23 protein-coding genes are annotated in these 24,661 nt (G+C 68.8%); 12 read left to right on the top strand and 11 right to left on the bottom strand.

Going from position 1 to position 24,661, the window contains the following annotated elements; translation table 11 throughout:
* Nucleotides 1-83: 83 nt before the first annotated feature.
* From QFZ75_RS10515 to QFZ75_RS10495, 5 genes are all read left to right on the top strand, one after another.
* A complete protein-coding gene (locus QFZ75_RS10515) occupies nucleotides 84-782 on the top strand; it encodes an ABC transporter ATP-binding protein (RefSeq protein WP_307535856.1) in 699 nt (232 codons plus the stop codon).
* A gap of 151 nt (nucleotides 783-933) precedes the next feature.
* Nucleotides 934-3,492: a sensor histidine kinase KdpD gene (locus QFZ75_RS10510; protein ID WP_307535854.1), complete on the top strand. Its 2,559-nt coding sequence runs from the start codon at nucleotides 934-936 to the stop codon at nucleotides 3,490-3,492.
* Nucleotides 3,489-4,169 (top strand): response regulator, encoded by a 681-nt coding sequence (locus QFZ75_RS10505; protein WP_307535852.1) that lies wholly within the window; start codon nucleotides 3,489-3,491, stop codon nucleotides 4,167-4,169. Before QFZ75_RS10510 ends, QFZ75_RS10505 begins: the two co-directional genes overlap by 4 nt.
* Before the next feature lie 47 nt (nucleotides 4,170-4,216).
* On the top strand, nucleotides 4,217-4,615 hold the full coding sequence (locus tag QFZ75_RS10500) for an OB-fold nucleic acid binding domain-containing protein (RefSeq protein WP_307535850.1): 399 nt from the start codon (nucleotides 4,217-4,219) through the stop codon (nucleotides 4,613-4,615).
* Nucleotides 4,616-4,618: 3 nt separating this feature from the next.
* A complete protein-coding gene (locus QFZ75_RS10495) occupies nucleotides 4,619-5,347 on the top strand; it encodes a DUF3159 domain-containing protein (RefSeq protein WP_307535848.1) in 729 nt (242 codons plus the stop codon).
* 99 nt (nucleotides 5,348-5,446) lie between these two features.
* On the opposite strand, the gene QFZ75_RS10490 is transcribed toward QFZ75_RS10495, so the two are convergent.
* Both QFZ75_RS10490 and QFZ75_RS10485 read right to left on the bottom strand, forming a co-directional pair.
* Nucleotides 5,447-6,124: a TrkA family potassium uptake protein gene (locus QFZ75_RS10490; protein ID WP_149515218.1), complete on the bottom strand. Its 678-nt coding sequence runs from the start codon at nucleotides 6,122-6,124 to the stop codon at nucleotides 5,447-5,449.
* Complete coding sequence (locus tag QFZ75_RS10485; RefSeq protein ID WP_307535846.1) at nucleotides 6,124-6,795, bottom strand: TrkA family potassium uptake protein; 672 nt, start codon at nucleotides 6,793-6,795, stop codon at nucleotides 6,124-6,126. Before QFZ75_RS10485 ends, QFZ75_RS10490 begins: the two co-directional genes overlap by 1 nt.
* A 428-nt stretch (nucleotides 6,796-7,223) precedes the next feature.
* Between QFZ75_RS10485 and QFZ75_RS10480 the strand changes: the two genes are divergently transcribed.
* From QFZ75_RS10480 to QFZ75_RS10460, 5 genes are all read left to right on the top strand, one after another.
* Nucleotides 7,224-9,275, top strand: coding sequence for an APC family permease (locus QFZ75_RS10480; RefSeq protein ID WP_307535845.1), 2,052 nt, complete (start codon nucleotides 7,224-7,226; stop codon nucleotides 9,273-9,275).
* Between the two features lie 221 nt (nucleotides 9,276-9,496).
* Nucleotides 9,497-10,837, top strand: coding sequence for a class I SAM-dependent RNA methyltransferase (locus QFZ75_RS10475; RefSeq protein WP_307535843.1), 1,341 nt, complete (start codon nucleotides 9,497-9,499; stop codon nucleotides 10,835-10,837).
* 769 nt (nucleotides 10,838-11,606) lie between these two features.
* Complete coding sequence (locus QFZ75_RS10470) at nucleotides 11,607-14,351, top strand: lipopolysaccharide assembly protein LapB (RefSeq protein WP_307535840.1); 2,745 nt, start codon at nucleotides 11,607-11,609, stop codon at nucleotides 14,349-14,351.
* 305 nt (nucleotides 14,352-14,656) lie between these two features.
* Nucleotides 14,657-15,313, top strand: coding sequence for a DUF6000 family protein (locus QFZ75_RS10465; RefSeq protein ID WP_307535839.1), 657 nt, complete (start codon nucleotides 14,657-14,659; stop codon nucleotides 15,311-15,313).
* A gap of 2 nt (nucleotides 15,314-15,315) precedes the next feature.
* Entirely contained in the window at nucleotides 15,316-15,717 is a 402-nt protein-coding gene (locus tag QFZ75_RS10460) for a DUF5958 family protein (RefSeq protein WP_307535837.1), read from the top strand.
* 69 nt (nucleotides 15,718-15,786) lie between these two features.
* Here the strand turns inward: QFZ75_RS10460 and QFZ75_RS10455 are convergent, their stop codons facing one another.
* From QFZ75_RS10455 to QFZ75_RS10445, 3 genes are all read right to left on the bottom strand, one after another.
* Complete coding sequence (locus QFZ75_RS10455) at nucleotides 15,787-16,248, bottom strand: hypothetical protein (RefSeq protein WP_307535835.1); 462 nt, start codon at nucleotides 16,246-16,248, stop codon at nucleotides 15,787-15,789.
* Nucleotides 16,249-16,523: 275 nt separating this feature from the next.
* Nucleotides 16,524-16,949 (bottom strand): hypothetical protein, encoded by a 426-nt coding sequence (locus QFZ75_RS10450; protein ID WP_307535833.1) that lies wholly within the window; start codon nucleotides 16,947-16,949, stop codon nucleotides 16,524-16,526.
* Between the two features lie 43 nt (nucleotides 16,950-16,992).
* Nucleotides 16,993-17,757 carry a tyrosine-type recombinase/integrase gene (locus QFZ75_RS10445; protein ID WP_373465837.1) on the bottom strand — a complete coding sequence of 255 codons (765 nt, stop codon included), beginning with the start codon at nucleotides 17,755-17,757 and terminating at the stop codon, nucleotides 16,993-16,995.
* A gap of 537 nt (nucleotides 17,758-18,294) precedes the next feature.
* Here QFZ75_RS10445 and QFZ75_RS10440 point away from each other — a divergent pair.
* Together QFZ75_RS10440 and QFZ75_RS10435 are read left to right on the top strand one after the other, a co-directional pair.
* Nucleotides 18,295-18,489, top strand: a complete 195-nt coding sequence (locus QFZ75_RS10440) for a ribbon-helix-helix protein, CopG family (protein ID WP_121749681.1) — start codon at nucleotides 18,295-18,297, stop codon at nucleotides 18,487-18,489.
* On the top strand, nucleotides 18,486-18,878 hold the full coding sequence (locus QFZ75_RS10435) for a type II toxin-antitoxin system death-on-curing family toxin (RefSeq protein WP_307535828.1): 393 nt from the start codon (nucleotides 18,486-18,488) through the stop codon (nucleotides 18,876-18,878). The genes QFZ75_RS10440 and QFZ75_RS10435 overlap by 4 nt, the downstream gene beginning before the upstream one ends.
* Nucleotides 18,879-19,068: 190 nt before the next feature.
* On the opposite strand, the gene QFZ75_RS10430 is transcribed toward QFZ75_RS10435, so the two are convergent.
* Genes QFZ75_RS10430 through QFZ75_RS10405 form a run of 6 tightly spaced genes read right to left on the bottom strand, consistent with a single transcriptional unit; the run spans nucleotide 19,069 to nucleotide 24,618 of the window.
* Nucleotides 19,069-19,509 carry a hypothetical protein gene (locus QFZ75_RS10430; RefSeq protein WP_307535826.1) on the bottom strand — a complete coding sequence of 147 codons (441 nt, stop codon included), beginning with the start codon at nucleotides 19,507-19,509 and terminating at the stop codon, nucleotides 19,069-19,071.
* A 10-nt stretch (nucleotides 19,510-19,519) separates the two neighbouring features.
* Entirely contained in the window at nucleotides 19,520-20,587 is a 1,068-nt protein-coding gene (locus QFZ75_RS10425; protein ID WP_307535825.1) for a hypothetical protein, read from the bottom strand.
* Entirely contained in the window at nucleotides 20,584-22,572 is a 1,989-nt protein-coding gene (locus QFZ75_RS10420) for a hypothetical protein (RefSeq protein WP_307535824.1), read from the bottom strand. The genes QFZ75_RS10425 and QFZ75_RS10420 overlap by 4 nt, the downstream gene beginning before the upstream one ends.
* The gene (locus tag QFZ75_RS10415) at nucleotides 22,569-23,306 is read right to left on the bottom strand and encodes a toll/interleukin-1 receptor domain-containing protein (protein WP_307535822.1); all 738 of its coding nucleotides are present in this window, start codon (nucleotides 23,304-23,306) and stop codon (nucleotides 22,569-22,571) included. Before QFZ75_RS10415 ends, QFZ75_RS10420 begins: the two co-directional genes overlap by 4 nt.
* Nucleotides 23,303-23,677, bottom strand: a complete 375-nt coding sequence (locus QFZ75_RS10410) for a hypothetical protein (RefSeq protein ID WP_307535821.1) — start codon at nucleotides 23,675-23,677, stop codon at nucleotides 23,303-23,305. The genes QFZ75_RS10415 and QFZ75_RS10410 overlap by 4 nt, the downstream gene beginning before the upstream one ends.
* 8 nt (nucleotides 23,678-23,685) lie before the next feature.
* Nucleotides 23,686-24,618, bottom strand: coding sequence for a helix-turn-helix domain-containing protein (locus QFZ75_RS10405; protein WP_307535819.1), 933 nt, complete (start codon nucleotides 24,616-24,618; stop codon nucleotides 23,686-23,688).
* Nucleotides 24,619-24,661 lie beyond the last annotated feature (43 nt).

The raw sequence follows: 24,661 nt of genomic DNA, 5'->3' as shown, positions 1-24,661 counted from the left end.
TCCACGGGGGAGGGGCATGAGCACTCGGATCGGCATGGACGCGGTCGGCACGGCACGGCACGGATGCGGTCGGCACGGACACCATGGTGCGGGTCGAGGACGTCCACCGCTCGTGCGGGAGCGGCACCACCGCCGTACACGCCCCGCGCGGGGTGTCGTTCGACATCCCGCGCGGTGAACTCCTCGCCCTCAAGGGGCGTTCGGGGTCGGGCAAGACCACCCTGCTGAACCCCGTCGGCGGGCTCGACGAGCCGGACGCCGGGCGCATCACCGTCGACGGGCTAGACCTCTCCGGGCTCGACCTCTTCGGGCTCGACCTCTCCGGGCTCGGCGGGAACGGGCTGCTGGAACTGCGCCGGGACCGCATCGGCTTCGTCTTCCCGTCCTTCGGGCTCGTCCCCGTCCTGGCGGCCGCCGGGAACGTGGGCGTGCCCATGCGGCTGCGCCGGACCGACCCGCGTGCGCGCGAGGAGCGCGTCGAGCTGCTGCTCTCGCCGGCCGGACTCGCCGACCACGCCGCCCAGCGGCCCGGCGAGCTCTCCGGCGGCCGGCAGCAGCGCGTCGCCGTCGCCCGCGCTCTCGCGAACGACCCGGCGCTCCTCGTCGCCGACGAACCCACCGGCCGGCTCGACGCCGAGGCCGGCATCGGGGTCATGGAGCTGCTGCGGGCGGTCGTCCGCAGCGAGCGGGTCACCGCGCTCGTCGCCACGCACGACGCGGCCCTGCTGGACCTGGCCGACCGGGTCCTGGAGCTGAGCGACGGCGGGGTCGTGGAGAGCTGACGTCCCTGGCGTCGGAGCCCGCCCGGGCCAGGGCCCGGCGTCAGGGTTCCGTCAAGGAGGCCCGTACCCGGGCCTCCCGCCCCTTTCGTCCCGATCGCCGGCCGTAAGGTCTGATCGGCGTGCACGGGGTGTTCGGGAAGACAATGAGGCCATGGGACGCGGCAAGCTTCGGATCTACCTCGGTGCGGCACCGGGCGTCGGCAAGACGTACGCGATGCTGTCCGAGGCGCACCGCCGCCTCGAGCGGGGCGTGGACTGCGTGGTGGCCTTCGTCGAGCACCACGGCCGACCGCGTACGGAGGTGATGCTGCACGGCCTGGAGCAGGTTCCCCGCAAGGAGCTGGCGCACCGGGACGCCGCCTTCACCGAGATGGACGTCGACGCCGTCCTGGCGCGCGGCCCGGCCGTCGCCCTGGTGGACGAACTGGCGCACAGCAATGTGCCCGGTTCGCGCAACGCCAAGCGCTGGCAGGACGTCGAGGAACTGCTGGCCGCCGGCATCGACGTCGTCTCGACGGTCAACATCCAGCACCTCGAGTCGCTCGGTGACGTCGTCGAGTCGATAACCGGCGTGCGCCAGCGCGAGACCGTCCCGGACGAGGTGGTGCGGCGGGCCGACCAGATCGAGCTGGTCGACATGTCGCCGCAGGCGCTGCGCCGCCGGATGGCGCACGGCAACATATACAAGTCCGACAAGGTCGACGCGGCCCTGTCCAACTACTTCCGTCCCGGGAACCTCACCGCCCTGCGCGAACTGGCCCTCCTGTGGGTCGCCGACCGCGTCGACGCGTACCTGCGGCAGTACCGGGGCGAGCACGGCATCCGCTCCACCTGGCAGGCCCGCGAACGCATCGTCGTCGGCCTGACCGGCGGCCCCGAGGGCCGTACGCTGATCCGCCGGGCCGCCCGGCTGGCCGAGAAGGGCGCCGGCGGCGAGGTGCTCGCCGTCTACATCGCCCGCAGCGACGGACTGACCTCCGCCTCACCCAAGGAACTGGCCGTCCAGCGGACCCTCGCCGAGGACCTCGGCGGCACCTTCCACCACGTCGTGGGCGACGACGTCCCGTCCGCGCTGCTGGAGTTCGCCCGCGGCGTCAACGCCACCCAGATCGTGCTGGGCTCCTCGCGGCGCAAGGCCTGGCAGTACGTGTTCGGGCCCGGCGTCGGCGCCACCGTCGCCCGCGAGTCGGGGCCCGACCTGGACGTGCACATCGTCACGCACGACGAGGCGGGCAAGGGGCGCGGTCTGCCGGTCGCGCGGGGAGCGCGCCTGGGCCGGTCCCGGATCATCGCGGGCTGGCTGGTGGGCGTCGTCGGCCCGGCGGTCCTCGCGCTGCTGCTGATCAACTCCGACGCCGACCTCGGGCTCGCCAACGACATGCTGCTGTTCCTGACGCTGACCGTGGCGGCGGCCCTGCTCGGCGGACTGCTCCCGGCGCTCGCCTCGGCGGCCTTCGGCTCCCTCCTGCTGAACTACTTCTTCGCCCCGCCGCTGCATCAGCTGACCGTCTCGAACCCCAAGAACATCGTCGCCATCGTGATCTTCGTCGGCGTGGCCATCTCGGTCGCGTCGGTGGTGGACCTGGCGGCCCGCCGCACCCACCAGGCGGCCCGGCTGCGTGCCGAGTCCGAGATCCTCTCCTTCCTCGCGGGCAGCGTCCTGCGCGGCGAGACCAGCCTCGACGCCCTGCTGGAGCGGGTCCGCGAGACCTTCGGCATGGAGTCGGTCGCCCTGCTCGAACGGGCCGGCGACGTCGATCCGTGGACCTGCGCGGGCAGCGTGGGCCCGCACCCGCCGGCGCTCCCCGAGGCCGCCGACGTCGACATGCCGGTCGGCGACCACACCGCGCTCGCCCTCTCCGGCCGGGTGCTGCCCGCCGAGGACCGCCGGGTGCTCGCCGCCTTCGCCGCCCAGGCCGTCGTCGTCCTGGACCGCAAACGCCTGCAGAAGGAGGCCGAGCAGGCGCGCACGCTCGCGGAGGGCAACCGCATCCGTACCGCCCTGCTGGCCGCCGTCAGCCACGATCTGCGGACACCGCTGGCCGCCATCAAGGCCGCCGTGTCCTCCCTCAGGTCGGACGACGTGGCCTGGTCGCAGGAGGACGAGGCGGAGCTGCTGGAGGGCATCGAGGCGGGCGCCGACCGGCTCGACCACCTGGTGGGGAACCTGCTCGACATGTCCCGCCTGCAGACCGGCACGGTCACCCCGCTGATCCGCGAGATCGACCTGGACGAGGTCGTCCCGATGGCGCTGGGCGGCGTGCCGGAGCACAGCGTCGAGCTGGAGATCCCCGAGACCCTGCCCATGGTCGCGGTCGACCCGGGCCTGCTGGAGCGCGCGGTCGCCAACATCGTCGAGAACGCCGTCAAGTACAGCCCCGCGGACGAACGCGTCCTCGTCGCCGCCAGCACGCTCGGCGACCGGGTGGAGGTGCGGGTCGTGGACCGGGGCCGGGGTGTCCCGGACGAGGCGAAGGACCGTATCTTCGCCCCCTTCCAGCGCTACGGCGACGCCCCGCGCGGCGCCGGGGTGGGCCTCGGCCTCGCGGTCGCCCGCGGTTTCGCCGAGGCCATGGGCGGCACCCTCGACGCCGAGGACACCCCGGGCGGCGGCCTCACCATGGTCCTCACCCTCAGAGCGCGCCCCGCACGCCCGGCAGCCCTCGCGGCGGCGGCGGAACCCGCACAACCGGAAAGGCAGGCCTCATGACCCGCGTCCTCGTGGTCGACGACGAGCCGCAGATCACCCGAGCCCTCGTGATCAACCTCAAGGCACGCAAGTACGAGGTCGACGCGGCCCCCGACGGCGCCACCGCGCTGCAGCTCGCGGCCGCCCGGCACCCCGACGTGATCGTGCTCGACCTGGGTCTGCCCGACATGGACGGCGTCGAGGTGATCAGGGGGCTGCGCGGCTGGACGCGGGTACCGATCCTCGTCCTCTCCGCCCGGCACTCCTCCGACGAGAAGGTCGAGGCGCTCGACGCGGGCGCCGACGACTACGTCACCAAGCCCTTCGGCATGGACGAGCTGCTCGCCCGGCTGCGGGCGGCCGTCCGCCGGGCCGAGCCCACCGGCGGCGAGGACGACGTGATCGTCGTGACGGAGGACTTCACCGTCGATCTGGCCGCCAAGAAGGTCGCCCGGGACGGCCGCGACGTACGCCTCACCCCGACCGAGTGGCACCTCCTGGAGGTGCTGGTGCGCAACACGGGCCGCCTGGTCGGCCAGAAACAGCTGCTCCAGGAGGTCTGGGGCCCCTCCTACGGCACCGAGACGAACTACCTGCGCGTCTACATGGCCCAGCTGCGCCGGAAACTGGAGGCGGACCCGTCGCATCCCCGGCACTTCGTCACCGAACCGGGGATGGGGTACCGGTTCGAGCGCTAGTACGACGGGTACGTAGCAGACGGCGCCCTCCCGGTACGCTTTGTGACATGAGTGCTGTCCCTCGTTCCGAAAAGCCGGCGGGCCGGTTCCGGCGCATGATCGACCGGCTCTCCTCCTCCCAGGAGGACCTGGAGTCGGAGGAGCTGCGCGAGGACGCCGAGACCGCGGGATGTACCCGGATCGGTGACTGCCACGACCGGCAGGTGGTCACGGTTACTGGTACCTTGCGCACGGTCACGCTGCGTCCGAGGGCCGGTGTCCCGGCCCTGGAGGCCGAGCTGTTCGACGGTTCGGCCGCGCTGGACGTGGTGTGGCTCGGCAGGCGTTCCATCGTGGGGATAGAACCGGGACGCAAACTGATGGCGTCGGGCCGGATCTCGATGAGCCGGGGCCGCCGTGTGCTGTTCAATCCGAAATACGAACTCAGACCCCTCGGACGGGAGTAGCCGGTGACGTCGCTCGACAAGCCGACCGAAGACGCCCAGCGGGACGCGCAGGACTCGCGGGCGGTGACCGAGGCGGCCCTCTTCGAGGCCTTCGGCGGTCTGCGGGGCATGATCGAGACGGTCCTGCCGGGCCTGCTCTTCGTCACGATCTTCACGATCAACAAGGACCTGCACTCGGCGGCCATCGCGGCCCTCGGCGTGTCGATCCTGCTCGTCGTGGTCCGCCTGGTCATGAAGGACACCGTCAAGCACGCGTTCAGCGGTGTCTTCGGTGTCGCCTTCGGCGTGGTCTTCGCGATGATGACGGGCAACGCGAAGGACTTCTATCTGCCGGGCATGCTGTACACGCTCGGACTCGCCCTCGCCTATCTCATCACCACGCTCGCCGGAGTCCCCCTGATCGGCCTGATCCTCGGTCCGGTCTTCAAGGAGAACCTCTCCTGGCGTACGCGCAACCCGGGCCGCAAGAAGGCGTACGCGAAGGCCAGTTACGCGTGGGGCCTGATCCTGCTCGCCAAGTGCGCGATCCTCTTCCCGCTCTACTGGTGGGCCGACACCACCCAGTTCGGCTGGGTCCTGATCGCCCTCAAGATCCCGCCCTTCCTGCTCGCGGTCTGGCTGACCTGGGTCTTCCTCGCGAAGGCTCCGCCGCCGATCGACGTCTTCGCCGAGCTGGAGGCCGAGGAGAAGGCGGAGAAGGAGCGGCGCGCCGCCGCCCGGTCCGCCGACTAGGGCTGTAGGAGGAGAAAGAGGGGGCGCCCGGAGAAATCCGGGCGCCCCCTCTTTTCCTCGTGTGTTCCGGTGCCGGCCGGTCGGCCGTACGTCCCGGTGTCAGCCCGTCGCGTCCTCACGGCGGACCGACAGCAGGTCCTCCAACTGCTCCTCGCGGGCCTGGGCCGCTACGAACAGGAGTTCGTCGCCGGCCTCCAGGGAGTCCTCGCGGGTCGGGGTGAGCACCCGGGTGCCGCGGATGATGGTGACCAGGGAGGTGTCCTCGGGCCAGGCCACGTCGCCGACCTGGGTACCGGCCAGGGCGGACTCCGGCGGAAGGGTCAACTCGACGAGGTTGGCGTCGCCGTGGCTGAAGCGCAGCAGGCGGACCAGGTCGCCGACGCTCACCGCCTCCTCGACCAGGGCCGACATCAGGCGGGGGGTCGAGACGGCGACGTCCACCCCCCACGACTCGTTGAACAGCCACTCGTTCTTGGGGTTGTTGACGCGGGCGACGACCCGCGGGACGCCGTACTCGGTCTTCGCGAGCAGGGAGACGACGAGGTTGACCTTGTCGTCACCCGTGGCCGCGATGACCACGTTGCAGCGCTGGAGCGCCGCCTCGTCCAGGGACGTGATCTCACAGGCGTCGGCCAGCAGCCACTCCGCCATCGGGACGCGCTCGACCGAGATGGCGGTCGGCGCCTTGTCGATCAGCAGGATCTCGTGCCCGTTCTCCAGGAGCTCGCCCGCGATCGAGCGGCCCACGGCGCCGGCACCGGCAATGGCGACCCTCATCAGTGACCGCTCTCCTCTTCGGGGCCCTCGGCGAACAACGCCTCGACCTTGTCGACGGCATCCGTGCGCATCATCACGTGCACCAGGTCGCCCTCCTGCAGCACCGTCTGCGAGCTGGGCAGAACGGCCTCGCCCAGCCGGGTGAGGAAGGCCACGCGCACCCCGGTCTCCTCCTGGAGCCGGCTGATCCGCTGGCCCACCCACGCCGTCGACGCGTGCACCTCGGCGAGCTGCACCCCGCCGGTGGGGTCGCGCCACAGCGGCTCGGCGCCCGACGGCAGCAGCCGGCGCAGCATCTGGTCGGCCGTCCAGCGGACGGTGGCGACGGTGGGGATGCCCAGGCGCTGGTACACCTCGGCGCGGCGCGGGTCGTAGATGCGCGCCGCCACGTTCTCGATGCCGAACATCTCGCGGGCCACCCGGGCGGCGATGATGTTCGAGTTGTCGCCGCTGGAGACGGCGGCGAAGGCGCCGGCCTCCTCGATGCCCGCCTCGCGCAGGGTGTCCCCGTCGAAGCCGACACCGGTCACACGACGGCCGCCGAATCCGGAGCCCAGTCGTCGGAAGGCGGTGGGGTCCTGGTCGATCACGGCGACCGTGTGCCCCTGTTGCTCCAGGGTCTGGGCGAGAGCGGAACCCACTCTGCCGCAGCCCATGATGACGATGTGCACGACCGTCCTTCCGGTGTGAAAAGTTACTGCTCAGGCTGAAACAGGGTCTCAGACCGACGCCCAAGCTACACACGCGCGGTCCGTCCGCGGCACCCCTGTGCACATCCGCCCACGATGCCACGGTGTTCAGCGGCGGCCGATGCTGCGCACGCTGGCGAGGGTGAGGATCCCGAGGCCGACAAGTCCGGCCGCGGCGCCGATGAGTTCAGCGGTGGCGTGCATGGAACCTCCATGAATGGGCAAAGAGCGGCAAAGTTTTGGCTTTTTTCATATAGGCATGGGGATGCGTCCGGCCAGCGATTACATAAGCGGGCGCGCACCGTATTTCACTCATAGAGCAGATCGCGGTCACGGAACCTGCCGATCGGGCGCTCCGGTGGGCGGGGGAGGGTGGGCGGGGGCCTGTTCGAGCGCTTACGATCCTCACCGTGTCCAAACTGACCGACGTGCCCAAACGGATCCTGATCGGGCGCGCACTGCGCAGTGACCGGCTCGGAGAGACACTCCTGCCGAAGCGCATCGCCCTCCCCGTCTTCGCCTCCGACCCGCTCTCCTCCGTGGCGTACGCGCCGGGAGAAGTGCTGCTCGTCCTGTCCATCGCGGGCGTGTCGGCCTATCACTTCAGTCCCTGGATCGCCGTCGCGGTCGTCGTGCTGATGTTCACCGTCGTGGCCTCGTACCGGCAGAACGTGCACGCCTACCCCAGTGGCGGCGGCGACTACGAGGTCGCCAACACCAACCTCGGCCCCAAGGCGGGTCTCACCGTCGCCAGCGCGCTGCTCGTGGACTACGTCCTCACCGTCGCCGTGTCGATCGCCTCGGGCATCGAGAACCTCGGCTCCGCGATCCCGTTCGTCGTCGAGCACAAGGTCCTGTGCGCGGTCGCCGTGATCGTGCTGCTCACGCTGATGAACCTGCGCGGGGTCAGCGAGTCGGGCAAGCTCTTCGCGATCCCGACGTACGTGTTCGTGGCGGGCGTCTTCCTGATGATCGCCTGGGGCGCGTTCCGCGGGATCGTCCTCGGCGACACCATGCGGGCGCCGACCGCCGGCTACGAGATCAAGCCCGAGCACCAGGGGCTCGCGGGCCTGGCTCTCGTCTTCCTGCTGCTGCGCGCCTTCTCCTCCGGCTGCGCCGCGCTCACTGGTGTCGAGGCGATCAGCAACGGCGTCCCGGCCTTCCGCAAGCCCAAGTCCAAGAACGCGGCGACGACGCTGGCGATGATGGGCCTGCTCGCCGTCACCATGTTCTGCGGCATCATCGCCCTGGCCATGGCGACGAAGGTGCGCATGGCCGAGCACCCGGCGGACGACCTGCTGGAGAACGGTGTCGCGGTCGGCTCCGGCTACGTCCAGAACCCGGTGATCTCCCAGGTCGCCGAAGCGGTGTTCGGTGACGGCAGCTTCCTGTTCATCGTGCTCGCGGCGGCCACCGCGCTCGTCCTCTTCCTGGCCGCGAACACGGCGTACAACGGCTTCCCGCTGCTCGGCTCGATCCTCGCGCAGGACCGGTACCTGCCGCGCCAGCTGCACACCCGGGGCGACCGGCTCGCCTTCTCCAACGGCATCGTGCTGCTCGCCGGCGCGGCCATCCTGCTGATTTGGATCTACGGCGCGGACTCCACCCGCCTCATCCAGCTCTACATCGTCGGTGTGTTCGTCTCCTTCACACTGAGCCAGACCGGCATGGTCCGGCACTGGAACCGCCACCTGGCCACCGAGAAGGACCAGGCCAAGCGCCGCCACATGGTCCGCTCCCGCGCCATCAACGCGTTCGGCGCCTTCTTCACCGGGCTGGTCCTGGTGGTCGTCCTCGGCACCAAGTTCACGCACGGCGCCTGGGTCGCGCTGCTCGGCATGGTGATCTTCTACGCGACGATGTCCGCGATCCGCAAGCACTACGACCGGGTGGCCGAGGAGATCGCCGCGCCCGAGGGCCCGTCCGACGACAGCCTGCGCCCGTCCCGCGTCCACTCCGTCGTCCTGATCTCCAGGATCCACCGGCCGGCGCTGCGCGCCCTCGCCTACGCCAAGCTGATGCGCTCCGACACCCTGGAGGCGCTCAGCGTCAACGTCGACCCGGACGAGACGAAGGCCCTGCGGGACGAGTGGGAGCGGCGCGGCTTCGCCGTGCCGCTGAAGGTCCTCGACTCGCCGTACCGCGAGATCACCCGGCCGGTCATCGAGTACGTGAAGGGGCTGCGCCGCGAGTCCCCGCGCGACGTGGTGTCGGTGATCATCCCCGAGTACGTGGTCGGGCACTGGTACGAGCACCTGCTGCACAACCAGAGCGCGCTGCGGCTCAAGGGGCGCCTGCTGTTCACGCCGGGCGTGATGGTGACGTCCGTGCCCTACCAGCTGGAGTCCTCCGAGGTGGCCAAGAAGCGGGCCCGCAGGCGCTCGGAGTGGACCGCCCCGGGCTCGGTGCGACGCGGCCCGGCGGAGCACCGGCCGAAGGAGCCGACGACGCCGAAGCGCTGAGGGGCCCACCGGCGTGCAGCGAGTGCCCCAGCGATGGGCGACGAGTGCCCCAGCGGTGTGCGGTGAGTGCCCGAGCGGTGTGTGGTGAGTGCTCGGGCGGCGTGTGGTGAGTGCCCGAGCGGTGTGTGGTGAGCGCTCGGGCGGTGGCGACGTAGACTGGTGGGCTGTTGTCCGGCCGTCGTGGCCGTTCGTTCCCCTTTCGCATCTGGAGTCACCCCGCCATGCAGGCAGAACCGAAGAAAACGCCGGCGGGGTCGCTCGTGGGGCAGGAGTACGAGGTCGAGATCGGCCCCGTCGCGCACGGCGGGCACTGCGTCTCCCGTACCGACGCCGGCCAGGTCCTCTTCGTGCGGCACGCGCTGCCCGGCGAGCGGGTGATCGCACGGGTGACGGAGGGCGAGGAGGACTCGCGCTTCCTGCGCGCCGACGCGGTCGAGGTCCTGGAGGCCTCCAAGGACCGTATCGAGGCCCCGTGCCCCTACGCCCGCCCCGGGCGCTGCGGCGGCTGCGACTGGCAGCACGCCAAGCCGGGCGCGCAGCGGCGGCTGAAGGGCGAGGTCATCACCGAGCAGCTCCAGCGGCTCGCGGGCCTCACCCCGGAGGAGGCCGGCTGGGACGGCACGGTGATGCCGGCCGAGGGCGACAAGCTGCCCGCCGGTGAGGTGCCCTCCTGGCGTACGCGCGTGCAGTACGCGGTCGACGCGGACGGCAACGCCGGTCTGCGCCGCCACCGCTCGCACGAGGTCGAGCCGATCGAGCACTGCATGATCGCCGCGGACGGCATCTCCGAGCTGGGCATCGAGGAGCGCGACTGGGCGGGCATGGAGTCGGTCGAGGCGATCGCCGCGACGGGCTCGCAGGACCGCATGGTCATCCTCGAACCGAAGCCCGGCGCGCGCCTGCCCCTCGTCGAACTCGACAAGCCGGTCTCCGTCATGCGGGTCGAGGAGCACGACGGCGGCATCCACCGGGTGCACGGCCGCGGCTTCGTCCGCGAGCGCGCCGACGGCCGTACGCACCGGGTCGGCAGCGGCGGCTTCTGGCAGGTCCACCCGATGGCGGCCGACACCCTGGTCAAGGCCGTCATGCAGGGCCTCCTGCCGCGCAAGGGCGACATGGCGCTCGACCTGTACTGCGGCGTCGGCCTCTTCGCCGGCGCCCTCGCCGACCGCATCGGCGACAAGGGCGCGGTCCTCGGCATCGAGTCCGGCAAGCGCGCGGTGGAGGACGCCCGGCACAACCTGGCCGCGTTCGACCGCGTGCGCATCGAGCAGGGCAAGGTCGAGGCGGTCCTGCCGCGGACCGGCATCACGGAGGTCGACCTCATCGTCCTGGACCCGCCGCGCGCGGGCGCGGGCAAGAAGACGGTCCAGCAGCTGTCGGCACTGGGCGCCCGCAAGATCGCGTACGTGGCCTGCGATCCGGCGGCGCTGGCGCGGGACCTGGCGTACTTCAAGGAGGGCGGGTACCGGGTACGGACGCTGCGGGCGTTCGACCTGTTCCCGATGACGCACCACGTGGAGTGCGTGGCGATCCTGGAACCGGTGGCGAAGGGCGCCTGACCTGCGGTTTCGCGCGTGCGTGTTATGTGCGGTGTGGGCGTTACGAGCGATATCTTGACGCCGAAATGACGCCCGTGATGCTCATTTGACGCTCGTTCTGATGGGGCGTCAGGTGTGTTGCGTCGCTGGTCAGGCGGTTTGACGGGTAGGGCTGTAAGGCATGGGTGCCGGGAATTCCATGGTGCTGAGAAGCCATGCTCCGCCATATGGGTGGAGCGCCCAGGTCCTTCCTCCGTTGGTGACGTCAACGGGGTGCTGACCAGAGGGAATGGGGGAGTGAGGGGCAAGTGCTGAACTTTGGCCTGTGTGCGGTTCGGATTTTGATCGACCGGAGGGTTCGGCCGGGCGGGCAAAGGTCGTAGTACGTCGACGACGAGTCGCGCAGGCGGAGGCGAAGAGAGCTTCTTGAAGTCGTCGCCCTCGCGGCACCAACCTGCGGAAACTGGCTGCAGAGGGTGTGTGGCCTTCGGCGATCCGTTTTCCGGCCCTTCCGCCGTGCTGCCAGTTGATGCGCCCGATTCTCCCCAGCTACTTCCCCAACGGGCCTTCATTCTCCCCGGATTCTCCCCAGCCAAGATGCCTTCTATGGCGATTTGCCGCTGGTCAGAGGGGTGCCTTGAACCGCGAGCTGTCATGGTCGGCGACGCGTCAGTCCCCTCGTCTAGCCTGTGAACCGCACGTTGGCGCATGGATCGAGCGGGGGTTAATTCAGTGCGGTCCTCACGACAGCCCGTGGTAATCGACAAGAAGATCGATTTCCTCCCGTTCCATGACATGCCCTGGGGACGACTTCGAGCGGTTGGTCTGCGAACTCGTGCAGGCGGTGGAGTGTCTGTCGCCGTGCCACCGCTACGGAACGCCCGGGCAGGCGCAGGGCGGTGTCGACATTGTCGGGCGTGCACCGGACGGCGGCTGGCACGCCTTCCAAGTCAAGCAAGTGACCCGGTTCACGGACACAAACGCCAAGAAGGCGCTGGACACCTTCGTCCACGGTCCGCGCCCTCAGGGCGTGGCGCGCCTGGTCATCGTCACTTCGTGCAGGGGGACGCGCACCCAAGTGCGCGATCTGGTCCACGACTACCAGGATCGGTATCCGGGACTGTCTCTCGGTGAGATCTGGGACGCGGAGCACCTGGGGATCCTGCTGCGTAGTCGGCCGCTCATCGTGGCCCGCTACTTCGGAGACGAAGCGGCTCGCCGGTTCTGCGACCGCGAAGCATTGGGAGAGCTCTCGCCCACGGAGAGCGCGGGCGGCCTGGACCGTCCGGGCATCCCAATCGCCGCCGCCGACCCCTTCGACCTGGAGGTCCACGAGGCGATCATCGTCGACCACGCCACTGACGATGCTGGGCCACTGCCCTCATACTTCCGCAGGCCCTTCGACGATGAACTCGGCAGCGCCGTGAACCAGGCCCTCGCAGGGCGAAGCATCATGAAGGTGCTTCTTGGAGACTCCTCCACGGGGAAGACGCGAGCGGCATGGGAGGCGATTCAGCGGCTGCCCGGAGAGTGGCGACTGTGGCATCCGGCTGCCCCTGAGGACCTGCTCGCCGCGATCGACTTGGTAGGCCCTCGAACGATCCTGTGGCTCAACGAGATCAACCGCTACCTCCTCTCCGGCGACACCGATCGGGACGAGCAGGTCGCTTCCAGGCTGACGGGATTGCTTCGAAGCGCCCGATGCGTACCAGTGCTCGTCCTCGGTACGGCTTGGCACGAGCACTGGGCCACGATGACCACCGCGCCACAGGACGAACGCGCACAGACGAAATCCCTGCTGGCCAGGTGCCCGATCCGAGTACCGGAAACGTTCAGTGAGGACGAGCTCACCGCTCTCACCGTGGGGCCCGAGGCCGCCGATGAACGGATGCTGCAGGCAGCACGCCTCGCCGAGAGCGGACATGTTATCCAGTACCTGGCCGGTGGCCCGGCCCAGTTGGAGCGTTACGAGACGGGATCCCCCACCGCCCGCGCAGTGTTGCAGGCCGCCATGGACGCCCGTCGGCTGGGCCACGGCCTCGATCTCCCGCATGCCTTCCTCGAGAACGCTGCCGCGGTGTACCTCACCTCGCTACAACGCGACCTGGCACGGCCCGACTGGTTCACGCGAGCGGTGGAGTACCTGTCAGCTCCGTGTCGTGGTGTACGTGGGCCTCTGACGCCGGCCCCGGGCCCATCTCTGCCGGACCTACCGGAACCGAGCCATTATCGACTCTCGGACTTCGTCGAACTGCACGCGAGAAGGCATCGCCAACTGGAATGCCCGGGTGAGGGGTTCTGGTCCGCCGCCGTACGACATGCCGCCAGCGCGGGGGACAAGGTCACGCTGAGCCGCGCAGCCTTGGCCCGTGGCATGAGGGCGGACGCCGAGGCCCTGGCCATGGCGGCGGCAGAGGAAGGCGAGGGCGCGGCGCTGTCCACGTTCGCCCTATCGCTCGAGGACCGCGGCAAGGGCGAGGATGCTCTGTCCTATTTCGAGTTGGCCGCCGATCTCGGCGATGCCGAGGCTCAAGTCCACCTGGCCTGGCGGTACGAGCGTGCGAAACTGCTCGACGAGGCAGAACGTTGGTACCGGAAGGCCGTGGAATCCAGCGGCAGGTTCGACGCTGCAGCGGGGCTCGCGTCCGTCCTGTCCCAGCGCGGAGACGACACGGCCGCGGAGCGGCTCTACGAGGCAGTCCTCGACCGCGGCTTCTTCGGAGCCCGGGCCGTCGAGTACCAGGCTCGCTGGTTGGCAGATTGCGACCACCACGAGCGCGCCCTCCACCTCGCGACGCGATCGTTCGAAGCGGGCAACAGCGAAGCTTTCACCGGGCTTGCCTGGACCTATAGGTACACGGACACGCCTCGGGCAATCGAGGTGTTCCTACATGCCATGAAGTCGGGCGACACGAACGCTCCGCGCGAACTCGCCTGGGTGTATGAGGAGGAGGGTGACACGGCCCGCGCCGAACGCTTCTGCGAGATTGCCGTGTCCATGGGTGAGACGAATGCTCTGCGTGGTCTGGGCATGATCCGTCGTAGCAAGGGTGACTATCGATCGGCCGCTGGCCTTCTCTGGAGGGCTTACAACCTCGGCGTGGGCCACGCCTTGCCAGAGCTTGCCAGACTGCGGGAGGAGGAAGGCGAGCTCAAACGAGCGGAACGGCTCTATCGGCGCATACTCCAGGAGGGGGACCCGAGCGCGGAGGCGGATCTCGTCCGCATCCTGGAGGCGACGGGAAGAACACGCCAAGCTGAGGAACTGGCCGCTCGTTCCGTGCCCCTCATCGAAGCTCTCGCGCGCGCCTGCGCCGCCCGTGGAGAGCGCGAGGCGGCCGAACAGCTCCTGCTCCCAGCCATCCGCCAGGGAGACCCGCACCTCCTCTTGACTCTCGCTGCCCTCCGCCTGCAACGCGGCGACACCGCGGGCGCGGAACGAGCCCTGCGCCAGGCACAGGACGCAGGTATCCGCTTCGCCGCAGAGCGGCTGACGGAGCTGGAAGCCGAAGCCGCCCGACCGGAGGCGTCCTGAGGTTCGAGAACGATCAAGAGCGTTCTCCTGGAGTGGTACGAGCCATGGTCTTCGCGAGGAATGGCACGACGAGGTCGACGCTAACGCCGGTTGCGCATCGCCGGTTGAGTTGGACGAGCTTGTCCTCGGTCCCGGCGAGATCGATAGAAGTCCTTCGCCTTCCCCGAGCCATCCTCGGAGGTCGGCTCGGATATCGACGAGTCGGTCACGCTGAGCGGGTTCGGGCCAGAGCATCGGGCAGTGGATACAGGCTTCTCTGAACCAGTAACTACGGTCTGTTGAGGCAGTCGGCAAACCTGTGGCACATGAGTACCGTCCCGGGCCAGGATGCGGCTATGCGTGATGTCCGGAGCGATCCCGAGTTGCAGGATCTGGTTCGGCGGTTCGTCACGCCTGATCGGCGATACCTTCGGTTGGGCGGGAGCGTTTTCCGGTTGAGCCCGGTCGAGCGCTCCGCGTTTGTGCGGGATCTGGCTCAGGCTGCGTACGAAATCACTCCGGCGGAGCTCGGCGTTCTCTTCGAGGGTGGATGGCGCGAGCGCAAGACTGCCGCTTGGCTGGTTGCTGCGGCCCACAGGTCCGAGTTCCGCGAGCTCATAGGCCGGCTCCTGCTGGCCAGCGAGGGGCCGTATGCGGGCGCGGCATACTGCGTCGCCCTTGCGAAGTTCGGTACTGCAGCGGATGCCGAACTGCTCAGCGCATACCTTGATCACTACTTGTCGCGTCCCGACCTCGACTACGACCAGGCAGTCGTCCTTGGGACGCTTCTGTACCTCGATGAGATTCTCGGCTCCGAGTACACGACACGGTTCCTTGCCCCGGCCGGTCCCTGGGACCGATGGCTCGAAGTCCGGGCCGTGGCGGCTCTCGACCCGCATGACTGTCGGCAGGCCGTGCAGCAACTGTGCGCTTTCGTCGACGAGACCGCTGAGGTCTTCGCCTCGCTGGCCTGCGGGAGCTGATCATGACCGAGCGGGACATCATCCTCAACGAACTCGCCCAAGGACTGCGCCCGATGTCACAGGGCATCGAGTGGTTCGACACCCACAGCCCGCAGGAGCAGGCCAAGATACTCCTGTTCCTGCGCCACCACTGCGTGCAGGCGCGCGCCGTCACCGAAGACGGACCGGAGAGCATCCGACGTGCCGGGCTGCGCCCGACGCACACCCCGGCGGCCTTGATCACCTGCGGCCCGATCGACCAGCAACTGGGGAAGATCGCCGGCCTCACCCCTGTCGACGAACGACGCAAGGCGTTCCGGCTACTGGTCGAGGTCCTCGCGGTCGCAGACGAACGGCGCCGCGAACGCTTCTGCTCCGGCGGATGCGGTCACTGGTGGCACGACTTGCCCGTCGCCGACGGGTGAGGACGAGTCCCCCGCCGCTGGCCTCCGCCCCTGGACTCCATGTGCGGCAAGACGGACTGACGGCAGTGCTCATGCGCTCGTGTCGTCGGCGGCGGAGCCGATCACCGCGCTCAGGGCCTGCAAGGCGTCATCGTATTGGTGGCGGTCGAACTGGAACGGACCGAATGCCACGTAGTCGCGGGTCTTGCGGTGGGGTTGCTCGAAGGCGTTCCAGATTACGAGATCCGCTGTCGCGGTGATGTGGGCCATGAGCGGCCAGCACCCCCACTCACCGCATTCACAACCGAGGACGGGGGTCTTCGGCCCCATCGCGCTAGTGGACAGTCCGAGGAAGTGGTCCTGTATCGGGCCGAACCGGAAGAACTCCGGAATCAGACCACCGTAGGCATCACCTGCAGGCTGCATCCCGGCCGAGATCTCGTACTCATCGATCAGCTCGGTGAGTGGTGCTCCGTCGATGTGAGGGACGACCACGAGCGGACCCCTGTCGCCACGGTGCCGGCAATCGAACCGGATCTCCTTGCTGATCATCCCGCGATCGTCTCAGCGACCCTGCTCCCTCCTTCTGGGCGGGGTGAGCCGGGGCCTTGCGCGACATGCCGAGGTTGATCGCCACGCTGCCGGGCGCGGAGTCGATCTGGTCGATTCCGGATTCGGCGCCGGCGAGGCTGACGCGCAGGCCCTCGATTTCGCCGAGCCAACCCTCTTTCTCGGCTTCGGCGATCCGGTCGAGGAGGTTGTCGCGGATCTCCACCAGGCGGCCGCGCTGGGCGGGGTCGAGGCGCAGGAGGGAGCAGCGGACAGGGTCAGGAGCGCCCGTGCTCCCGGTTGAGCTCGTGGTAGCCGCGGAAGTCGAAGAACCGCAGGCCGTCGATCACCGCTCCAGACAGGATTTCCGGCAAGGTCCAAGGGTGGGGGGTGTAGTCGTCCGTTGCCACGCCTCCATACTCAAGCAACAGCGCGATCATTCGGTGAACCTCTGCGGTGCCGTCGATCCGCCCGGAGATGTCGATCTGCACCGCCCAAGTGGGGTGATGTCCGACAGCCGCTTCGAGGATCGCCACATCCTCGGGATCCCAATCGGAGAAGAGGTAGCCGGTCTGCTCATCGTCGATGTCGATGTAGAGGTTGCCGTGCAGAGTCCATGGATTGCGCTGCTCGGGCAGATGCCGATTGAGCGAGGCGACGGTCGCAGCTCGCTCACCTGCGGGAAACACGAAGACAGTTCGCATGGGTTGGAGCGTAGGCAGTTCAGCTTCGTGGCGACCATGGATTTCAGGGACGGTGCTGGTCCGTCGACGTAGTGGTGGTGCGGATGGCGACGTCGGCGAAGGTCGGCATGCCGAGATCGACTGTGGAGGGTCGGCGGGCTGCTTCGGCATCGAGCTGGTCCAGCTTGCCTTGCGCGCCGGTGAGGCTGACCTGGAGGCCCTCGACTTCGCCCAGCCATCCTTCCCGCTCCGCCTCAGCGATCCGGGCGATCAGGTTGTCACGGATGTCAGTTAGCCGTGACCGTTGGGCTGGATCAGGCCGGAGGAGCGAGCATCTGACACAAGCGTGCTCATGGATGCAAGGGGATCCGAAGGCGCGTGCGCATGTACCGATGGACACCTTCCGCTTCTCGAAGTGGGAGAGGAAGGCGTCCCACTCCTCCTCTGTCGGGATGCGGTACTCCTTCCCGGGGCGGGAGGCTCGTCGGCGGGCGATGAAGGCTCGGTGGGCCTCGATCGTCTCGGCAGGGTAGACCGCCTTGTATCCGATTGTGGTGTCGATGTTCTTGTGACCGCAGATGACCTGGGCAATGTGCGGGGGCAGTCCGTTCATGATGGCGTCAGTGACGAAGATCCTCCGGAAGTCGTGGGGAGAGAAGAACAGTGCCTCACCGTCGGCGTTGGTCAGCCCGGTCGCGGCCAGCGCATTGATCAACAGTTTGCGGATCGCGGTCGGTGTGAAAGCGCGGTGCTCGGAGCCGACGCAACGCTGGAACAGCAGTGGCATCGGCGGGTTCCGGACTTTCTCACGGACGTCGTAGGCGGCCACCAGCGGAACCATCCCGCTGGGGCGACGCAGCCGACTGATGATGGTGCTGAGGACGTCGGCGAGTTCCGGGCTGACCAGCAGGAGTCGCTCGGTGTCGGTCTTGGACGGAGAGATCTGCGGAGGAGGAGCGAGCCAAGGCGGACCACGAGGTCCGGTGGAAAGCGGCCAGGACGGAGGCGAGGGAGCAGGCTGTGCAGGCTCGGTTCGCCGAAGCGCTCCGTGAGCAGGCCGGCGACTGGCACGAGGCGATGTTGCTGCGCGCCTACTGCGACGCATTGGAGCGCCGACTCGTGAGCGTCGAGGAAGCGGACAGCGTCGACACGGAAGAGGCGAGTCGGTGGCTGGACTGGGCTCGACGGTACGTTCAGGCCCTCGACCCGCTCAGCCGGCTACCGGTCGTACCGAGTCGCCGCGAACCGACGCCGGACGACCTCAAGCCGTACCTGAAGGGCTGGACCCTTACGGCCCTGAGCCACGTCGCTTCGGACGGGATCCTCACCGAGAGCACCGTTGATACCAGACTGGTATCATGGGCGTATGGCGATGACACTTCGACTCCCCGACGACCTTGACGCGAAGCTCACCGAGCGGGCTCGCCGGGAGGGCCGCAGCAAGCAGGAACTCGCCATCGAGGCCATCCGTGACGCCCAGAACCGGGCGGAGCTGAAGGTCGATGACGTCCTGGTCGAGCTCATGGACAGCGATGCGGAGATCCTGGACTACCTGAAGTGACCGACGTGCGCTACATCCAGCTCGACGAAATCCTGGCCATCGCCCGTACGGTCAACGGTACGGAGCACAGCGTCCGTGACATGGGCCTTCTGGTGTCAGCGGTCGAGCGACCCCGGACGAACGTGTTCGGAGCCGAGCTGTATCCCACGCTGCACGAGAAGGCTGCGGCACTGCTGCACTCCGTCGCCCGCAATCATGCACTGATCGACGACAACGAGCGCACCGCTTGGCTGGCCATGCGCGTCTTCCTGCGCTTCAACGGCGTCAGTACCAGTACCGCCCCACCGCCCGTCTCCGTTGCCGGCCCATTCGTCGAGGACGTTGCACAGGACAACATCGATGTACCGGTCATCGCCAAGCGCCTGGCGGCCTGGTTCCCCGTTTCCTGATGGTCGACGACGTGAGGGCAGGGAACGCGCATGTCCTGCCCTCATGCGTGGCCCTGCCCTGCTCAGGTCAAGCCGGCATGGAACGCTGTGCACTGGAAGGCGTGGCTCCCTTGTCATCCGCGCCGGGGCAGGAACGGGTTGACAGAGCACAGGAGTGCGCGGTGCCCTGCCTGCACTGGCGCTACTGGCGCTACTGGCGATCGACGTGATCCACGTGGAAGGTCAGCCCGGCAACGGTGCCCGACTGGACGACGGGACCGTGCTGGACTCCTCCGCTGATGCGGTTGTCCACCGTGCGCCAGGTGCCTGTCGCGGACGCCGAGAGTTGCAGTAACGAGGTCAGCAGAGCGCGCAGGGCTTCGCCGCTGCCGTCGTCAGCTTCCGCGAATCGGCGCAGACGGTCACCGTATCGTCGGCTGATCTCGCGGGCGGTCCGTTCACGTTCCTTGACGTCGGCGGCGAGGAGCCGGGTCCTCGCGTCCTGCATGTCGTCGAACGTGTCGGGGTCCGCGCCTGTGCGGGTCAGGTACCGCCCGACGAGTTCCCGGGCGTGTGTCCAGGAGTCGGTGACCATCAGGGAGACCAGTGTGGTGGCGCCCGACGCCGCGAGTACGGCCAGTTCGCTGTCCATGTTTCTTCTCCTAGGCGAGGGCGGAGCCGGAGGCGGGCGCCTCGTCGTCGTCCGGAGCGAGGGACGCCGGCGGATCGAAGCGGTGCTGGATCTCCTCGGCGGTCTCGTGGCGGTTCTGTTCCTTGATGAGGCCGGCGATCTGCGCGGCGAGCATCGGACGGCGTACATCTCCGTCGGTGAAGCCGATGCTGTCGAGGAAGTCGGAGAGATGCATCGTGGCCGTCTCCCGTCCCTGCGGCGCTGAGGGAGGCTCCTCCCTGGGAAAGTCCGACGTCGTCGGCTCGCCGGCCTGCTGAGAGATCAGATCCCGAAGCCGTTCGGGAATGTCGGTGTCATTGGCCGCCGAGGTGAGCTGAGCGAGCAAGGCCAGGTCGTTCACCGTGTGTTCCACGTGTTCGTCGTTCTTGGTGAGCCACCAGACCACGGCACTGCCGGTGTTTTTGAGGACGTCCTCGCCCAAGTACCGGCGCCTGCTCTGCTCGTACTTGCGCTGGTGCGCCCAGACTTCCTCGTCCTTGCGTACGTCGGCGAGCTTGTCGAGGCGCTCCTGGTCCTGCTGTACCAGGACGAGCTGGACGTTCTCCGCCATCGCTTGGAGGTGCCCGGTGAGCTCGGGCAGCATCCGGCTGAGGGCACCGGACAGTTCCTGCTCGACGAGCGAAGCCCGGACCGGTTCTCGTTGCTCGGTGATGGCGCGGGCCCGCTTCAGGACCGCGTCGACGGCAAGGCCCGCCGGGTTGAGAACGGGGGCACTCGCGGGAGCGTCGACGAGGTACCAGCGCACCGTCGCGGAGAAGACGAAGTCGTAGTCGGCCCACTTGCTGGGCAGCACGACCTGACTGACGCGGTGGTCCGTGCGTTCCATGGGGGCGGCCGTGAGCTGCTCTTCGAAAGCCACAGGCACTGTGCCGCGGCGCATCGCGGCAATCCGGAAGACGGCTGCGGGGACGACGAGCAGCAGCACTGCCAGCAGTGGCCAGGCCCATGCGGGCCACCGCTGCGTCAGACCGATGATGCTCAGCAGGAGACCGCTCAGAACGGTGAGGAAGACGGTTGTGGTTTTCCGTGCGGTGGTCATGGTCGAGTCCCCCTGGGTGAGGTCGTCGGCGGTGTGGCCGGAGCGATGCCTTGAGCCGCGCTGATCTTGTGGAGCAGCAGACCGGTAGTCTCCGCGGCCCGCGCCGCATCCCCCGGGCCGGTGCGCTCGGCGTCGCGGGCGCACGCGTACAGCAGAGCGAAGACCTCGCCCCGTTTCTCCGTGCACCGCTGTGCCGCGTTGACGAGGAGGTCCAGCAGGAGCCCGCCGTGCGGTCCGGTGTCGACGGCCGCCCAGTGGAGCCAGCGTCGTGCTTCGGCCTGCCACTGCGGAGGCGGCAGCTCGGCCAGTACCGCGTGCCAACAGGTTGTCAGGGAGCCCTGTGCGCCCTGTTCGTCGACCAGCGTGTGCGAAGTGCCGGTGTGCTGCGTCAACAGTTCGGGGTCGCTGATCTGGAGGAAGATCCCGAGATTGGCGGGTGAGAGGTCGGAATGGGCGAGACGGTGGAGCAGCACGCGGTGCAGTCGGCGGCTGCGCGCCACCAGTTCGCACAGCGCCTGCCGGGCACGCGTCGTGCCGCGCTCACGCCGGGCCAGGTGGTAGAGCCTGACCAGGGCTTGATCGGGATGACTGGTCGCGAGGACGTCGGCGCAGACGCGGACCAGCACCTGCGCGAACTCCCCCTTGAGTTGCCGTTTGGCGCACCACTGGTAGATCTGCTCGCGGAAGTCCCTGGCGTGCACCGGGTCCGCCAGCCCGCGGGTGAGCGCATGAACGGCCGCTTCCAGGCGAGGGCGGCTCGTCCCACCGGTGCTCCAGCCTTCGATGAGGGTGCCCAAGCCGTCCGCACGTCCGGTCCGCAGATATTCACCGGCCACTCGTTCCACCAGGCCGTCGCGTACGACGGGGACGACGTGCGGGTCCCTCAGCTCCACCACGCTCGCGGCCCAGGTGCCCAGGTGAGGACGGAGATCGGGCATGTGGTCCCAGAAATGGGCACGAACGGCGGAGTCGAAGTCCAGCTTCTCGAACCGGACCTGTCCGTCGGGGGTGGCAGTGGCCGAGATCTCGAGGAGCCGCTCGGCGAGGTCCCGGTGCTGCAGCGGCGAGTCGCCCTCCGACGGAGGCCCGAGGGCGCTCAGCAGTTGTTCGGCCGCGCGGTGAACGACATCGGCATGCGCCCCGTGCAGCATGGACACCGCGATCAGCAGGGCTCGTTGCGGCGCCTCCCTCAGTTTGGTGACGAGCGCGGCGGCTTCCCGTCGGCCGTCGTTTCGAGCCCGCCAGGCCGCCTCGCACCACTGACCGAATCCGTCCCCGGGCTGACCGGCCTCGCGTGCTCGGCGCACCAGGTCGGCGAATTCCGCAATCTCCCGCATCGGCCTGTTCGCCGTCAGGAAACCGGTGACGGTGCCGTTCGACCGGAGGTATTCCTCAGGCGGCACACCGTGCAGGCGCAGATGCCGCTTGAGTACGCCGATACCGTGTGGCCGTTCGATTACCACGCGACAGTACTGCAGGTCCGGTTCGAGAACGCCGAGGTGCGGCATGACCACGACCAGATGAGCCCGTTGCTCGTGCACGGCCTTGCGCAGCGCCGGGAGGTCGGCCTGGGCCGCTGCCCAGCGGCGGTCGTCCGCGGCGGACAGGTCCAGCAGCAACTGATCACCGGTCCCGACCAGAGCGGGGTCCTGGAGGGACAGCTCCCCCTCCTCACCGGGCAGGAGTTCGTGGAAGACACCACTGTCCCGGTGATGTTCGTGCAGCAGTACGCGGGCCGCAGCCGCCCGGCCGCTGCCCGGGACACCCTCCAGGATGACGGTGCCGGTGTCGGCGAGTACGGCACGAGCCTCGCCCATACGCGGCGGAGCGACCAGTACGTAGCGCAGCCGGCGGAGTTGGTCCTCGGCGACGCGGCGGAACGCCGGCCTGTCCGAGTCCTGCAGTTGCGTTCCGATGTAGACGTCGCCAGGGCCCGTGACCGTGACGCCCGAGTCCCGGACCCAGGTGCCGGTGCGCTGGTTCACCGGTCCTTGTCCTCGTGACCGTCCCGTTCGCCGAACCGGTGCTGGACGGCACCGTGGTGGTCACCCTCGGAGTACGTCATTCCGTCACCGCCCGAGACATGACGTGAATGCGAGTAGATGTTGCCGTTCCCGGTGTGGACAGGACCGTGGGCGCCCTTGACGACCGTGCCGACGTCACCGGTGAAGTCACGGCTCTGTACGGCTGTACCGCTCACGGTCCCGATGGAATTGGTCACGCTGCCCGGCGCGGGCGTCCCCGCCTCGGTCCCTGACCGGTCGTCAAGGCCGGGAATCAGGTCGGCCATCAGATCACCGATGCGCGCGACACACACGTCGGTGTCACCGGAGTCGAACGCGATGGACTGGAGATCGGCGAGCCGTTGCAACGCGGGCGGGAGATCGGCCTTGCTCAGCCGGCTGGTTTTGCGTCCGTCCAGAACGGGGACCACCGGGACCTCACAGGTGAAAGCCTCCTCGATCTCCTTGCGCACCCAGTCCTCGGGGTCCTCCAGCCGGGTACGGAAGTTCGTCCAGTCCGGTCCGATGACGGCCAGGAGTACGGAGCTGCGCCGTACCGCGGCCAGTAGCCGTTCGGGCCAGCTTTCACCGGGGACGATGGACTGTGACGCGTGGAACGCGTGTCCTGGACCGAAGCGGTGCGACAGCCCTTGACGCAGTAGGGCCGCGGTCTTCTCCCCGTCCCCGGTGCGGTAGTTGATGAAGATCTCGCTCATGACGGTGACTCCTCAAGAGGGGTGGTCGGGCGTGACAAGGTGCCGAGCCGCGGTGCCAGCCGGCGTACCGGTGGATGGTCCGGGTAGCGGCCCAACACCCGGACGAGCCGTCGGAGATCGGTCGTGACGGTCGCCGAGCGCACCGCCGTCACGCCGTCGAGCAGTGGCTCCGTCAGCGCGCAGGCGTGGTCGATCTCGCCGGCGGAGGCATAGGCGAGCGCGCGGCGTACGCCGTACCGGACCTGTGTACGCACCGCGTCGGGGCCGACCAGAGTGAGCTGCCGATCCAGTTCCTCACCCGCCTCGCGCGGCCGCCCGAGATCGACGAGGCACCAGCCGGTGATCATGCCGACCGAATCGGGAAGATGCATGGAGCCGATCACCGGGCCGTCAGCGCCTTCGGCGATGTCGTTCCGGCGGGCGAGCAGGGTACGAGCCCGGTCCAGGGCACGTAGACAGGCGCCGACATCACCGGCGAGGGCATGACCCTGCGCTTCGCGCTGTGCGGCGAGACCGCGGATCCGTGGCGGCAGCACGCCGCTCTGCGCCCGGCGGGCCAGCGCGATCGTCTGCTCGGCGTCCTCCCGGTACAGCGTGACCAACGCCCTGCGGACCAGCGCATAACCGGCCAGTGCCTGATCACCGCCGGCGGCGGCCAGACCGACCGCTGTGTCCACCACAGCGCCGCACGCTCGTCCCCGGTCTCCTGCACCAGCCAGCCCACGTACTCGGCGTACCGGGAACCGAGCGCCAGCAGGCGGCGCCTGGTGGAGCTGTCGCTCTGCGCCGACAGCTCCCGCAGCGTGTGTGTCTGCGCGATCAGAACGGGCAGGAGCAGACCGGGTTCCACGGTCTGACCGAGTCTGCGGTAGTGCGTGAACAGGGAGCGTGAGGCTTCCAGCATGCCGGCGCCGGCGGCCGGGGAAACCGGACCCGATCCGTCCGACCTCCAGGTCATCAACGAGGCGACACCGGCGTTCATCACCTCACGCCGGCCCACGGGCCCGAACGAGTTCGGGCCGTCCGGTGACAACTGCATCATCCAGTTCTCCTCCTCGACCCGGCCTGGCGCCGACACGGCAGGTGAGTCGACAGCGGTAGGGATGCTCAGGGCGATCAGTGCCCCGTCGGCACCGAGTGCCGGGTCGCACAGCCGCGCGAGATCACGGCTGGGTGCCTTGATGCCCCGCTCGACCTTGCTGAGCTGCGCCTTGCTGTAGTGCACGAGAACGGACAGGTCCGTAAGGCTCAGTCCGGCCTCCAGACGCCGCTTCCTCAGTTCCTCGCCGAACGGGGTGGACGGATGTGGCACGGGAACCTCCCAAACCCGGTCATCCGGGTCGAGGCGGTGCTGC

This window comes from Streptomyces sp. V3I8, assembly GCF_030817535.1.
GTDB lineage: Bacteria > Actinomycetota > Actinomycetes > Streptomycetales > Streptomycetaceae > Streptomyces.
Note: the sequence above shows the minus strand (reverse complement) of the source record. Positions and strands in the feature narration are given on the sequence as shown.

Bases quoted from the DNA above. Each gene is read 5' to 3' on its own strand.
- QFZ75_RS10515 (WP_307535856.1), top strand. From the start codon at position 84: ATGGTGCGGGTCGAGGACGTCCACCGCTCGTGCGGGAGCGGCACCACC.
- QFZ75_RS10500 (WP_307535850.1), top strand. From the start codon at position 4,217: ATGAGTGCTGTCCCTCGTTCCGAAAAGCCGGCGGGCCGGTTCCGGCGC.
- QFZ75_RS10505 (WP_307535852.1), top strand. From the start codon at position 3,489: ATGACCCGCGTCCTCGTGGTCGACGACGAGCCGCAGATCACCCGAGCC.
- QFZ75_RS10470 (WP_307535840.1), top strand. From the start codon at position 11,607: ATGACATGCCCTGGGGACGACTTCGAGCGGTTGGTCTGCGAACTCGTG.
- QFZ75_RS10430 (WP_307535826.1), bottom strand. From the start codon at position 19,509: ATGGACAGCGAACTGGCCGTACTCGCGGCGTCGGGCGCCACCACACTG.
- QFZ75_RS10455 (WP_307535835.1), bottom strand. From the start codon at position 16,248: ATGATCAGCAAGGAGATCCGGTTCGATTGCCGGCACCGTGGCGACAGG.
- QFZ75_RS10450 (WP_307535833.1), bottom strand. From the start codon at position 16,949: ATGCGAACTGTCTTCGTGTTTCCCGCAGGTGAGCGAGCTGCGACCGTC.
- QFZ75_RS10410 (WP_307535821.1), bottom strand. From the start codon at position 23,677: ATGCATCTTCCCGATTCGGTCGGCATGATCACCGGCTGGTGCCTCGTC.
- QFZ75_RS10425 (WP_307535825.1), bottom strand. From the start codon at position 20,587: ATGACCACCGCACGGAAAACCACAACCGTCTTCCTCACCGTTCTGAGC.
- QFZ75_RS10490 (WP_149515218.1), bottom strand. From the start codon at position 6,124: ATGAGGGTCGCCATTGCCGGTGCCGGCGCCGTGGGCCGCTCGATCGCG.
- QFZ75_RS10415 (WP_307535822.1), bottom strand. From the start codon at position 23,306: ATGAGCGAGATCTTCATCAACTACCGCACCGGGGACGGGGAGAAGACC.
- QFZ75_RS10465 (WP_307535839.1), top strand. From the start codon at position 14,657: ATGAGTACCGTCCCGGGCCAGGATGCGGCTATGCGTGATGTCCGGAGC.
- QFZ75_RS10475 (WP_307535843.1), top strand. From the start codon at position 9,497: ATGCAGGCAGAACCGAAGAAAACGCCGGCGGGGTCGCTCGTGGGGCAG.
- QFZ75_RS10510 (WP_307535854.1), top strand. From the start codon at position 934: ATGGGACGCGGCAAGCTTCGGATCTACCTCGGTGCGGCACCGGGCGTC.
- QFZ75_RS10440 (WP_121749681.1), top strand. From the start codon at position 18,295: ATGGCGATGACACTTCGACTCCCCGACGACCTTGACGCGAAGCTCACC.
- QFZ75_RS10460 (WP_307535837.1), top strand. From the start codon at position 15,316: ATGACCGAGCGGGACATCATCCTCAACGAACTCGCCCAAGGACTGCGC.